This is a genomic window from Xanthomonas sp. JL1 (genome assembly GCF_038405005.1).
Map to the genome: position 1 here is coordinate 65363 of NZ_JBBYGR010000010.1, position 11844 is coordinate 77206.

General features: G+C 62.9%; 13 protein-coding genes, 1 tRNA gene, 1 other RNA gene and 1 pseudogene. 2 read left to right on the forward strand and 14 right to left on the reverse strand.

Annotated elements, in window-relative coordinates; all coding sequences use genetic code 11:
- Positions 1-2: 2 nt before the first annotated feature.
- The 11 genes from nuoH to tpiA all read right to left on the reverse strand — a co-directional run bounded on the left by nuoH (position 3) and on the right by tpiA (position 9665).
- Positions 3-1094: an NADH-quinone oxidoreductase subunit NuoH gene (nuoH, locus tag WJW29_RS02485; protein ID WP_011409058.1), complete on the reverse strand. Its 1092-nt coding sequence runs from the start codon at positions 1092-1094 to the stop codon at positions 3-5.
- Positions 1091-3325, reverse strand: a complete 2235-nt coding sequence (nuoG, locus tag WJW29_RS02490; protein ID WP_011409059.1) for an NADH-quinone oxidoreductase subunit NuoG — start codon at positions 3323-3325, stop codon at positions 1091-1093. Before nuoG ends, nuoH begins: the two co-directional genes overlap by 4 nt.
- Complete coding sequence (gene nuoF, locus WJW29_RS02495) at positions 3322-4656, reverse strand: NADH-quinone oxidoreductase subunit NuoF (protein WP_011259746.1); 1335 nt, start codon at positions 4654-4656, stop codon at positions 3322-3324. The genes nuoG and nuoF overlap by 4 nt, the downstream gene beginning before the upstream one ends.
- A gap of 3 nt (positions 4657-4659) precedes the next feature.
- Positions 4660-5187, reverse strand: a complete 528-nt coding sequence (gene nuoE / locus WJW29_RS02500; protein ID WP_011259747.1) for an NADH-quinone oxidoreductase subunit NuoE — start codon at positions 5185-5187, stop codon at positions 4660-4662.
- The gene (locus tag WJW29_RS02505; protein ID WP_011259748.1) at positions 5184-6491 is read right to left on the reverse strand and encodes an NADH-quinone oxidoreductase subunit D; all 1308 of its coding nucleotides are present in this window, start codon (positions 6489-6491) and stop codon (positions 5184-5186) included. Before WJW29_RS02505 ends, nuoE begins: the two co-directional genes overlap by 4 nt.
- Positions 6488-7240, reverse strand: coding sequence for an NADH-quinone oxidoreductase subunit C (locus WJW29_RS02510; RefSeq protein ID WP_011259749.1), 753 nt, complete (start codon positions 7238-7240; stop codon positions 6488-6490). The genes WJW29_RS02505 and WJW29_RS02510 overlap by 4 nt, the downstream gene beginning before the upstream one ends.
- A 36-nt stretch (positions 7241-7276) precedes the next feature.
- A complete protein-coding gene (locus tag WJW29_RS02515) occupies positions 7277-7831 on the reverse strand; it encodes an NADH-quinone oxidoreductase subunit B (RefSeq protein ID WP_010371165.1) in 555 nt (184 codons plus the stop codon).
- A complete protein-coding gene (locus WJW29_RS02520; protein ID WP_011409060.1) occupies positions 7822-8178 on the reverse strand; it encodes an NADH-quinone oxidoreductase subunit A in 357 nt (118 codons plus the stop codon). Before WJW29_RS02520 ends, WJW29_RS02515 begins: the two co-directional genes overlap by 10 nt.
- Positions 8179-8280: 102 nt before the next feature.
- A tRNA-Leu gene (locus WJW29_RS02525) sits at positions 8281-8365 on the reverse strand.
- Positions 8366-8414: 49 nt separating this feature from the next.
- Complete coding sequence (gene secG, locus WJW29_RS02530) at positions 8415-8876, reverse strand: preprotein translocase subunit SecG (RefSeq protein WP_011259752.1); 462 nt, start codon at positions 8874-8876, stop codon at positions 8415-8417.
- Positions 8877-8909: 33 nt separating this feature from the next.
- The gene (gene tpiA, locus WJW29_RS02535; protein ID WP_011409061.1) at positions 8910-9665 is read right to left on the reverse strand and encodes a triose-phosphate isomerase; all 756 of its coding nucleotides are present in this window, start codon (positions 9663-9665) and stop codon (positions 8910-8912) included.
- A 112-nt stretch (positions 9666-9777) separates the two neighbouring features.
- On the opposite strand from tpiA, the gene WJW29_RS02540 reads away from it, so the two are divergent.
- Both WJW29_RS02540 and WJW29_RS02545 read left to right on the forward strand, forming a co-directional pair.
- Positions 9778-10578, forward strand: coding sequence for an SDR family oxidoreductase (locus WJW29_RS02540; protein ID WP_011409062.1), 801 nt, complete (start codon positions 9778-9780; stop codon positions 10576-10578).
- Between the two features lie 190 nt (positions 10579-10768).
- Positions 10769-10845, forward strand: a non-coding RNA gene (locus WJW29_RS02545) — sX9 sRNA.
- Between the two features lie 82 nt (positions 10846-10927).
- On the opposite strand, the gene WJW29_RS02550 is transcribed toward WJW29_RS02545, so the two are convergent.
- The 3 genes and pseudogenes from WJW29_RS02550 to WJW29_RS02560 form a co-directional block, all read right to left on the reverse strand.
- Positions 10928-11356 carry a group 1 truncated hemoglobin gene (locus WJW29_RS02550; protein WP_011409063.1) on the reverse strand — a complete coding sequence of 143 codons (429 nt, stop codon included), beginning with the start codon at positions 11354-11356 and terminating at the stop codon, positions 10928-10930.
- Positions 11356-11454: pseudogene (locus WJW29_RS02555) on the reverse strand (DUF3034 family protein); the annotation flags it as partial. The pseudogene WJW29_RS02555 and the gene WJW29_RS02550, both read right to left, overlap by 1 nt.
- 66 nt (positions 11455-11520) lie before the next feature.
- The coding region (locus tag WJW29_RS02560; RefSeq protein ID WP_146768106.1) for a transposase at positions 11521-11844 on the reverse strand (324 nt) is incomplete at its 5' end.

Below are 11844 nucleotides of genomic sequence, written 5' to 3' on the forward strand. Positions count from 1 at the left end.
AATTACACGCCCTTCTGGATCACGCCGTAAAACACCATCAACGCCGTCACTGCGATCCACACGATCGTGAGCGGAATGAAGACCTTCCAGCCCAGACGCATGATCTGGTCGTAGCGGTAACGGGGGAAGCTGGCACGGAACCAGATGTAGGCGCTGGCGAAGAAGAACACCTTCATCAGCAGCCATGGCCAGCCGCCCTTCCACAGCCAGTCGATCCACGGCGAGATGTCCGCGTTGACCCAGCCCTGGATCGGGCTCAACCAACCGCCGAAGAAGAAGATCGAGATCAGGAAGCTGACCAGGATCATGTTGGCGTATTCGGCCAGGAAGAACAGCGCGAACGCACCGCCCGAATATTCCACCATGTGCCCGGCGACGATTTCCGATTCGCCTTCCACCACGTCGAACGGCGCGCGGTTGGTTTCGGCGACGCCGGACACCCAGTACACGATGAACAATGGGAACAGCGGAATCAGGAACCAGTCGAAGAAGCCGGAGTTACCCGCCTGCGCGAACACGATCTGACTCAAATTGACGCTACCGGAGGCAATCATCACGCCGACCAGCGCAAAGCCCATCGCAATTTCGTAGCTGACCACCTGTGCTGCCGAGCGCATCGCGCCCAGGAAGGCGTACTTCGAGTTCGATGCCCAGCCGGCCAGGATGATGCCGTACACGCCCAGCGAGGTCATCGCCAGCAGATAGAGCAAGCCGACGTTGGCGTTGGACAACACCAGCTTCGCATCGAACGGCACCACCGACCAGGCGGCAAATGCAGGTGCCAGGGTCAGCAACGGGGCGATGATGAACATCGCCTTGTGCGAGCTACTCGGTTGCAGGATTTCCTTGAACAGGAGTTTGAACACGTCGGCGAAGGCCTGGAAGATGCCCATACCCACGTACATGGGCCCGTGGCGCACGTGCATCCAGCCGATCAGCTTGCGCTCCCAGACCACATAGAAGGCCACCGACACGATCACCGGCACGGCGATCAGCAGGATCTTCAAGACCGACCAGAGCACCACGCCGCCATCGCCCAGTCCCAGAAACCACTGGTGCAAGGGGTCGACCAGGTTCAACAGCAATTCGTTCATGCAGCCACCACCGTTACACGACCGGCACCGAGCGGCGCGGTTGCGCCATGGCCTGATTCGATCCACACCGTGCCCGGTGCGACGCGCTTGTCCAGCACCACCGGCAACGTTGCCTCACCGGCATCGGTACCGACCTTGACCATCTGACCTGCCTGGACCTGCAACTGCGCCGCCTGCTCCGGATGCATCGCCACGCACGGCGCGACGTTGAGCGGATGGGATTGCAGCGCAGCGGCGCGGCGCACCACCGCGTCGGTGCGATAGATCGCTGCAGTCGCAGCGACTTCCAGCCCGTTACTGACGACTGCCGGCTGTGCCGACGCCGTCGGCGTCACGCTGCGGGTCTGCATGCCGGCGCGCAGGCCAACCAGATCGATGAATTCGAACCCGGCCAGACCCAGCTCACCGCCGAGTGCACGCAGCACACGCCAACCCTCGCGCACTTCGACCGGCAAGCGGCCTGCGGCACGTGCGGTCTGCACGCGACCATCCAGATTGGTCAGCGATGCATCGATTTCCGGCAACGCACCGATCGGCAGAATCACGTCGGCCACATCGCGCGTGGACGCACAAGCGAACTGACTGAAGGCGACGACCTTGGCCCCGGCCAGCGCGCTGCGCGCAGCGGCGGCATCGGCAAAATCCAGGCCCGGCTCGATGCCGTAGAGCACATACGCCTGACGCGGCTGGCCCAGCATGCCGGCGACATCGCGCGCGGTGGGCAGCACGCCCTGCGCGACCAGACCGACGGCGTTGGCACCCTGCGGGATGCGGCACAACGATGCGCCGGTTGCGGCGGCAAAATCACGTGCAGCGGCGCGCAGCGCTGCAGCCTGCGGATGATTTTCGACCAGCGCGCCGACCACGATCACGGCGCGGCTGGCGCCCTTGACCGCATCGCGCAGCGCTGCATCGTCAAGCGCAGCTGCCAGCTGCGACGGCGCCACCACGGTGCGGCTCGCCTGGGTGAAAGCGAAATCGAAATCGACCGGATTGACCGAATGAATCTGGGTGCGGTTCTGGATATGCGCCTTGCGCAGACGTGCATGCAGCAACGGCAACTCATGGCGCACGTTGGAACCGAACACCACCACCACGTCGGCCTGTTCGATCTCGGCCAGCGGCGTGGCGAAGGCGTGGGCCACTGCAGCATCGGAGAAGTCGCGATTGGGCAGACGATGGTCCAGATTGCCACTGCCCAGCCCTTCGGCCAGACGCGCGAGTAGTGCGCCCTCTTCGTTGGACGTGGACGGATGCACCAGCACGCCGAGCTGATCGCCGGCGTTGTCGCGCAGGATCTGGGTCGCGGCAGCCAGACCTTCGGTCCAGCTCACTTCGGTCCACTCGCCGTTGACCTTCTTCAGCGGCTTGACCGCGCGATCTTCGGCGTACAGACCCTGATGCGAATAACGGTCGCGATCCGACAGCCAGCATTCGTTGACCGCCTCGTTCTCGCGCGGCACGGTGCGCAGCACTTCGCCGCGACGCACATGCAGGAACAGGTTCGAGCCCATGGCATCGTGATAACCCAGCGACTCGCGCGCCATCAATTCCCACGGACGTGCGCGAAACTGAAACACCTTGTTGGTCAGCGCGCCCACCGGGCACACGTCGATGACGTTGCCGGAAATTTCGGTGGTCAGCGGCTTGCCGTCGTAGGTACCGATCTGCAGGTTTTCGCCGCGATACATGCCGCCCAGTTCGTAGGTGCCGGCGATGTCTGCAGTGAAACGCACACAGCGGGTGCACTGGATGCAGCGGGTCATTTCGGTGGCGACCAACGGACCGATGTCTTCGTCAGGCACCACGCGCTTGCGCTCGTTGAAACGGCTCACCGAACGACCGTAGCCGAGCGAGACGTCCTGCAGCTCGCACTCGCCGCCCTGATCGCAGATCGGGCAGTCCAGCGGGTGATTGATCAGCAGGAATTCCATCACGCTGCGCTGGTACTTCAGCGCCTTTTCGCTACGGGTCGTGACCTTCATGCCATCCATCACCGGCGTGGCGCAGGCAGGCGAGGGCTTCGGCGATTTCTCGACATCGACCAGGCACATGCGGCAGTTGGCCGCGATCGGCAGCTTCTCGTGGTAGCAGAAGCGCGGGATCGGGATGCCGGCCTTGTCGGCCGCCTGAATGATCATCGAGCCCTTCGGCACCACCAAAGACTGCCCGTCGATCTCGACGGTGACATGGTCCGGTGGCACGTTCGGGTTCACTGGTTGGGCGCTCATGCAGCCACTCCGACTTGCGTATCGACGATCGAACGACCGTTGACGATGTAGTACTCGAACTCGTCCCAGAACTGACGCAGGAAGCCCTGAATCGGCCATGCCGCCGCTTCACCGAACGCGCAGATGGTGTGGCCTTCGATCTGGCCGGCCACGGTACGCAGCTGATGCAGGTCTTCCATCGTGGCCTTGCCGGCGACAATGCGCTCCAGCACGCGGTGCATCCAGCCGGTGCCCTCGCGGCACGGGGTGCACTGGCCGCAGGATTCCTTGTGGAAGAACTGCGAGATGCGGCAAGCGAAACGCACGCAGCAGACGCTGTCGTCCAGCACCACGATGGCGCCCGAACCCAAGCCGGTGCCCAGTGCGCGCAAGGTGTCGTAATCCATCTGCAGGCCAGCGACCTGGTCGGCTTTCAGCACCGGCATCGACACGCCACCGGGCACCACGCCCTTGAGCTTGCGACCCGGGCGCAGACCGCCGGCCATTTCCAGCAATTCGTCGAAGGTGGTGCCGAGCGGCACTTCGAAATTGCCGCCCTTCTGCACGCAACCGGACACCGAGAAAATCTTCGGGCCGCCGTTTTTGGTCTTGCTCAACCCAAGGAACCACTCCGGGCCGTTGCGAATGATCGCCGGCACCGACGCATAGGTCTCGGTGTTGTTGATGGTGGTCGGCTTGCCGTACAGGCCGAAGTTGGCCGGGAACGGCGGCTTGTAGCGCGGCTGGCCTTTCTTGCCTTCCAGAGATTCCATCAATGCGGTTTCTTCGCCGCAGATGTAGGCACCGGCACCCAGCGCGCCGTAGATATCGATATCCACGCCGCTGCCGAGGATGTTCTTGCCCAACCAACCGTTGGCGTACGCGTCGGCCAGCGCCAGCTCGAAATTTTCGAACGGCTCGTGGTGGAACTCGCCACGCAGATAGTTGTACCCCACCGTCGAGCCGGTGGCGTAGCAGGCGATCGCCATGCCCTCCACCACCGAATGCGGGTTGTAACGCAGGATGTCGCGGTCCTTGCAGGTACCCGGCTCGGATTCGTCAGAGTTGCACAGGATGTACTTCTGCATCGTGCCCTTGGGCATGAACGACCACTTCAAACCGGTCGGGAAGCCCGCGCCGCCACGGCCGCGCAGATTCGACGCCTTGACCATTTCGATGACATCGGCCGGCGCGATCTTCTCTTCGAGGATCTTGCGCAGCGCGGCGTAGCCACCTGTTTTCAGATAGCTCTCGTACGACCACGGGGTGTCGTAATGCAGCGTCGTATACACCACCTGATGCGGCAGCGGCGCCGGACCGACCGGGCCTGAGGGTGCGTGATGATGTGCCATGTCTTACTCCAGCCCGTCCAGCAGCGCGTCGACCTTCTCTTTCGTCAGGTGCTCGTGATAATGACCGTTGATGACCATCATCGGCGCCGCAGAGCAGGCAGCCAGGCACTCTTCTTCGCGCTTGAGGTAGACGCGGCCATCGACCGTCGACTGACCCAGCTTGCAGCCCAGCTTCTTTTCCGCGTGCGCCAGCAGATCTTCGGCGCCGTTGAGCCAGCAGCTGATGTTGGTGCAGAACGCCACGTTGTGGCGGCCGACCTTTTCGGTCTCGAACATCGAGTAGAAGCTGGCGACCTCGTACGCCCACACCGGCGGCAGCTCCAGGTACTTGGCCACGCCGACGATCAGTTCGTCGGTCAGCCAGCCCTGGTTCTGTTCCTGTGCGGCATGCAAGCCCTGCAACACCGCCGAACGCTTGCGATCGGGCGGAAACTTGGCCAACCAATGATCGATGTGCGCGCGCGTCTTGTCGCTCAGCACCACCTGCGGATCAACATCGCGCGCCGCTTCGAAATTACCCGTCGCCTTCATCGGTCAACCTCACCGAAAACCAAATCGTAAGTGCCGATCATCGCCACGACGTCGGCCAGCAGATAGCCACGCACCACTGCGTCCATCGACGACAGATGCGCAAAACCCGGCGCGCGCAGATGCACGCGGAACGGCTTGTTGGCGCCATCGGACATCAGGTAGCAACCGAACTCGCCCTTCGGCGCTTCGACCGCGCTGTAGGTTTCGCCGGCAGGCACGCAATAGCCTTCACTGAACAGCTTGAAGTGATGGATCAGCGCTTCCATGTCGTCCTTCATTCCTTCGCGGCTGGGCGGAGCGACCTTGAAATTGGTGACCATGACCGGGCCCGGGTTGGCCTTCAGCCACTTCACGCACTGCTTGATGATGCGGTTGGACTCGCGCATCTCGGCCACGCGCACCAGGTAGCGGTCGTAGCAGTCGCCGTTGGTGCCGACCGGGATATCGAAATCCACTGCGTCGTACTTGGCATACGGCTGCTTCTTGCGCAGATCCCACTCGATGCCCGAACCACGCAGCATTGGACCGGTCATGCCCCAGGCACGTGCCAGATCCGGGCTAATGATGCCGACGTCGACGGTACGCTGCTTCCAGATGCGGTTGTCGGTCAGCAGCGTTTCGTATTCGTCCACGCGCAACGGGAAGGTGTTGGTGAAATCCTCAAGGAAATCCAGCATCGAGCCTTCACGCGCTGCATTGAGCTTCTTCAGCGCCCCACCCTTGTGCCAACGCGATTCCTTGTACCTGGGCATGCGATCAGGCAGATCGCGGTAGACACCACCCGGACGGTAGTAGGCAGCATGCATACGCGCACCACTGACCGCCTCGTAGACGTCCATCAATTCTTCGCGCTCGCGGAACGCATACAGCATCACCGCCATTGCACCCAGATCGAGCGCGTTGGAACCGACCCACATCAGGTGGTTCTTGATGCGGGTGATCTCGTCGAACATGGTGCGGATGTACTGCGCACGCTCGGGCGCTTCGATTCCCATCAGAGATTCGATCGCGCGCACGTAGGCGTGCTCGTTGCACATCATCGACACGTAATCCAGGCGATCCATGTACGGAACCGACTGGTTGAACGGCTTGGATTCGGCCAACTTCTCGGTGCCACGGTGCAGCAGGCCGATATGCGGATCGGCGCGCACCACGGTTTCGCCGTCCATTTCCAGGATCAGGCGCAACACGCCGTGCGCCGCAGGATGCTGCGGGCCGAAGTTCATCGTGTAATTGCGGATTTCCTGCTTGCTTTCGGCAGGATTGCTCGCGAAGGCATCGGTTGCCTGGCGGAACTCACTCACTTGGCAGTCTCCGACCTGCCCACTTCACCAGCGGCAGTCTCATAACGGGCATCGTCGCGAATCACGCGCGGCACGCCGACGCGCGGCTCGACCGAGGTCACCGGCTCGTACACCACACGCTTGCGCTCTTCGTCGTAGCGCACTTCGACGTTGCCGATCAGCGGGAAATCCTTGCGGAACGGGTGGCCGACGAATCCATAGTCGGTCAGGATGCGGCGCAGGTCCGGGTGACCATCGAACACGATGCCGAACAGGTCGAATGCTTCGCGCTCGAACCAGTTCACGCCCGGCCAGATATCGGTCACCGACGCCACCAACGGCACCTGTTCGTCCGGTGCATAGCAACGCACGCGCAGACGCTGGTTGTGCTGGTAGGAAATCAGCTGCGCGACCACCGCAAAACGCTGCTTGGGCAACTGCTGCGGCTGCGCGCCAGCGGAGCTTTCCTGGCTGGGGAACTCACCCCAGGCGAAACGACCGACCGCCTTGCCTTCGACGCCGCGGCTGAACCCCTGCGACGACACGTCGGCGGTATCCCACTCGCCGCTGCCGTAGCCGAGGTAATCGACGCCGCACAGGTCGCTGAGCTGCTCGAAACCGAGCTCGTCGCGTAGCGCAAGGCAAGTGGCGTGCCAATCGGCTGCAGCGACTTCCAGCGTCACTTCGCCGCGCGGCAATGCCACGGCAATCTGCGCACCGGCGAAACGTGCTGCAAGTCGATCAGTGAAGGAGGATGCTTGCTCTGCCATGGGGGCTTGGCTGCTCTCGGTAGAAGAAGACGGGTGTCAGCGCGCGATCGTCTGGGTACGCCAGATCTTCTTCTGCAGCTGCAAGATGCCGTAGACCAGCGCCTCGGCGGTCGGCGGGCAGCCCGGGACGTAGATGTCCACCGGCACGATGCGGTCGCAACCGCGTACCACCGAATAGGAATAATGGTAATAGCCGCCGCCATTGGCGCAGCTGCCCATCGAAATGACCCACTTCGGATCCGGCATCTGATCGTAGACCTTGCGCAGCGCCGGAGCCATCTTGTTGACCAGGGTACCGGCCACGATCATCACGTCGGACTGGCGCGGCGACGGGCGGAACACCACGCCATAGCGGTCCAGGTCCAGGCGCGAGGCGCCCGCATGCATCATCTCGACGGCGCAACAGGCCAAACCGAACGTCATCGGCCACATCGAGCCGGTGCGCGCCCAATTCAGCAGCGCATCGACGCTGGTGGTCACGTAGCCCTTTTCGAGCAGCGGGTTTTCGCCTTCCGGGCGCAGGATGTCTTCCACCCGGCCTTCAGGCATCGGGTTGGTCATCAGACGATCCAGGGTCTGAATCACTCCCATTCCAGCGCTCCCTTCTTCCACACGTAGACAAAGCCGAGGAACAACATGCAGACGAACAGCCCCATGGTAACCAGCGAACGTGCGCCGATCTCCATGAACACCTGCGTCCACGGCACGATGAAGATGATTTCCAGATCGAACACGATGAACTGGATCGCTATGAGGTAGTAGCGCACATCAAACTTCATGCGCGCGTCTTCGAATGCCTCGAAGCCACACTCATACGGAGACAGCTTGCGCGCGTCCGGGGTACGCGGAGCGAGGAATCGACCAATCAGCATCAGCACGATACCGATACCGGTGGCGACGATCAGAAACAGCAGACTCGGCAAATATTCGGCCAGCACAGCGATTCTCTCTTGCCTGTGCCCGCACGCGCCGCGTGCCGGCATGGGGTATAGGCAGCCCCCGCGAGCGACAAGCGATGCGCAGGAACTGCAGCCAAACAATGGTGCCCAAGAGGGGACTCGAACCCCTACGACCTAAGTCGCTACCACCTCAAGGTAGTGCGTCTACCAATTCCGCCACCTGGGCATACGTTGCGCCGCTGGGCATCCCAGTGCGCAGCGTATTGTAACCGGCTTCAGCGTTTTTGTGCTGGCTCTGAAGCGTTTTCTTCGCGGGCTGCATGCGCCGGCTGCGCCGGTGCGGACGGCGCTGGCGCGGCGGCCGGAAACGGCTGCGACGGAGCAGTCGGTACGGCACCGGCGGCCGGAGCCTGCGGCAACGGCTGGGTCAGCTCGCCGGCGGCAGCCGGAGCCGGCATTGCCGACTGCGACATCACACCCAGGTTCTGGTCGGTAGGACGTGCGCCGTGCGTGGCGTACCACGCCATGAACAGGCTGATGCTGAAAAACACCACCGCCAGCCACTTGGTCGACTTGGACAGGAAGTTCGACGCACCCTGCGAACCGAACACGGTGCCCGAAGCACCGGCACCGAAGCCGGAACCGGCCGCCGCACCTGCGCCACGCTGCATCAGGATCAGCGCAATCATCGCCAGCGCGACCAGCACGTAGACCACATTGAGGATCAACATCAGCATTTCGAAATCCGTCCCCGGACAAAACTTAATGGGTTAGCACGCGGCCGCCGCGCGTGCGATGGCCAGGAAATCTTCGGCGACCAGTGAAGCGCCTCCGACCAGCCCGCCATCGACATCGGGCTGTGCAAACAGCTCGCCGGCGTTATCGGGCTTGACACTGCCCCCGTACAGGATGGGCAACGAATCAGCGATTCTAGCATCCGCCTTCGCGACTTCGCCACGCAGGAAGGCGTGCACGGCCTGGGCCTGCTCCGGCGTGGCGGTACAGCCGGTGCCAATGGCCCAGATCGGTTCATAGGCCAGCACGGCGCCCGCGAAACCGGCACTGCCGACCAGCGCCAGGACCGGTTCGAGCTGGGCACGTAGGATTGCCTCAGTCTGACCGGCTTCACGCTGTTCCAGCGATTCGCCCACGCACAGCACCGGAGTCAGCCCGGCATGGATCGCGGCGGCGAACTTGCGCGCCACCAGCTCGCTACTCTCCTGATGGTACTGACGGCGCTCGGAGTGGCCGACCAGCCCGTAGCCGGCACCGACATCCACCAACATCGAGGCCGAGACCTCGCCAGTGTAGGCGCCCTTCTCATTGCTGCTGACGTCCTGGGCTCCGAACGACAGGTGATGGGCCTCGAAATCCTCGATCAGGTCGCCGAGGTAAGGCAGTGGCGGCAGGATGACGACGTCGATACCCTCCAGGGGCATGTGCGCGGCGAGCTTGGCCACCAGTTCGGTGGCGAAGGCGCGGCTGCCATGCAGCTTCCAATTTCCGGCAACGATCTTTCGACGCATCAGGCGCAGGTTCCTGAGTTGAAGACAGGCGACAGAATAGCCCATGCCCTGTCGGCAACCGGCACACTTCTATCCTCCACATCTCTCACCCCTCCCCTTGCAGGAACCTGCCATGTCCGTTTCACCTGTCTTCGCGTTGATCACCGGCGCTTCCAGCGGCATCGGCCGCGAGATTGCGCGGGCATACGCCAAACGCGGGGTGCCGTTGCTGCTGACCGCGCGCCGGGAGGACCGACTGCACGGATTGGCCGACCAATTGCGCAGCGCAGTGCGGGTGGAAGTGCTGCCGGCCGATCTGGCCGACCCGGCCGCGACAGAAGCGCTGGCGACGCAGATCCAGCGCAATGGCTGGACCGTGGGAACACTGGTCAATAACGCAGGGTACGGCGTGCCGGGCCGTTATCTGCATAACGACTGGGCCACGCATGCGCGCTTTCTGCAGGTCATGGTGACAGCGGTGTGCGAACTGACCTGGCGACTGCTGCCGATGATCCGCGCCAGCGGCCAGGGCCGCATTCTCAACGTGGCCTCGTTCGCGGCGCTGTCGCCTAGCGCCGATAGGCAGACCCTGTACGCGGCCAGCAAGAGCTTCATGCTGCGCTTCAGCGAATCACTGGCGCTGGAAAACGCCGATTGCGGCGTCAAGGTGTGTGCGCTGTGTCCGGGCTTTGCCTGGTCGGAATTCCACGACGTGACCGGCACCCGGGACGCGATGTCCGCCCTGCCCGCCTGGGCGTGGTTACAGGCCGACGCGGTCGCGGAATACGGAATCGCTGCACTGGAACGCGGCCAGGTGCTGGCGGTGCCGGGCTGGGGCTACCGATTGGTCAATGCCGCACTGCGGCTGCTGCCGCATGCGTTTGCCTTACGCATGATGGCGCGCGGCTCGCATCGGGTACGACCGCTGGATTAAGGCAGCAGCAGGCCGTGTGTGCGTGAGATATCGCCTGTGCGCAGCAACGCTTCGCGGCCGACTTCAACCTGGGCGCCCGGAGGGCGTGCGATGCCACGCAAGCGCATATATCGAGCGTCAAATCATTTCAGAGCGGCTCGCAAAACGACTGCGCACCGCCAGGCGGGCGCGGCCGGTGCTCGGAAGCGGCATGTACCACGCGTCCACTGCGGTTCTGAGCGCTACGTCCGCACCCACTTGACGACTGCTCGCTACGTTTTGTTAGCCGCTCTTAGATGCAAACGCATGCCCGTCAAAATCGGCATCGGCTCACGCGCCTGACCACAAGCGCTGAAAACAATCGCTGCTCTCAGTGATTGACGATGTCGCCATGCATGGCTGCCAGCCGTGTGAGCAGGCGATTTTGCGTGCGACGCGGAATCTTGCGCTGATCCATCGCCCAGTTCAGATCTTCGACCAAGGCATTGAAGTCGCCTTCGCGAATGGCCAGGTGCGCGTGCGCCTGCTGCATCGACTTGGCGGTGTCCGGGCATGGGCCGTCGGCGAGGTGGCAGAATTTCTGCACCAGGCGCTCGTTGAGCATGACGATATTGACACGTGCGAATTTATCGACAATGCGTTGGTCGTCGGCGATGCGCGAGAGCATGGTTTCCACCAGCGCTTCGATGCCGGCTTGCCCGCCAAGCTCGTCGTACAGCGTCTGCCGCGGTTGCGTGCTGGCGCAGGCGCTTGTCAGGCCCAGCACACACAGCAAGGACCAGCGCAGCCATCGGTTCATCAGAACGCCTCCTGCAAAGAGAGATAAGGGCCGCGCTGATCGGCAAGCGTGGCGATGTCGCCAAGATCGGCGAATGCAGCGGTCAACGAGACATGCTTGTGTCCGTACACAAGATCGCCGGAAAGACGTAACTTGGCGCCAAACACGTCCTGACCTAGGGCCTGTTAACACATCCGAAGCCCATCAACGATCAGAACGAAGCTGAGGAAGCCAAGGAACATGACATCCAGCTTCTCGAAGCGCGTGAAAATCCGTCGGTAGCCCTTCAAGCGACGGAACAGCCTCTCCACTTCGTTGCGCCGCTTGTACATTTCCTTGTCGTACTCCCAAGGATCGACCCGATTGGACTTGGGTGGAACCACCGGCACGAAGCCAAGATCGAGCGCCAACTGGCGGGTTTCATTGCCTTCGTAAGCGCGATCCATCAGCAGATGAACCGGCCGCTCCACTGGCCCCAGGTGTTCAAGCAACGCGCGGCCTGCGGGTGC

Bases quoted from the DNA above. Each gene is read 5' to 3' on its own strand.
- nuoF (WP_011259746.1), bottom strand. From the start codon at position 4,656: ATGGCACATCATCACGCACCCTCAGGCCCGGTCGGTCCGGCGCCGCTG.
- nuoE (WP_011259747.1), bottom strand. From the start codon at position 5,187: ATGAAGGCGACGGGTAATTTCGAAGCGGCGCGCGATGTTGATCCGCAG.
- WJW29_RS02510 (WP_011259749.1), bottom strand. From the start codon at position 7,240: ATGGCAGAGCAAGCATCCTCCTTCACTGATCGACTTGCAGCACGTTTC.
- secG (WP_011259752.1), bottom strand. From the start codon at position 8,876: ATGCTGATGTTGATCCTCAATGTGGTCTACGTGCTGGTCGCGCTGGCG.
- tpiA (WP_011409061.1), bottom strand. From the start codon at position 9,665: ATGCGTCGAAAGATCGTTGCCGGAAATTGGAAGCTGCATGGCAGCCGC.
- nuoG (WP_011409059.1), bottom strand. From the start codon at position 3,325: ATGAGCGCCCAACCAGTGAACCCGAACGTGCCACCGGACCATGTCACC.
- WJW29_RS02550 (WP_011409063.1), bottom strand. From the start codon at position 11,356: ATGAACCGATGGCTGCGCTGGTCCTTGCTGTGTGTGCTGGGCCTGACA.
- nuoH (WP_011409058.1), bottom strand. From the start codon at position 1,094: ATGAACGAATTGCTGTTGAACCTGGTCGACCCCTTGCACCAGTGGTTT.
- WJW29_RS02515 (WP_010371165.1), bottom strand. From the start codon at position 7,831: ATGGGAGTGATTCAGACCCTGGATCGTCTGATGACCAACCCGATGCCT.
- WJW29_RS02540 (WP_011409062.1), top strand. From the start codon at position 9,778: ATGTCCGTTTCACCTGTCTTCGCGTTGATCACCGGCGCTTCCAGCGGC.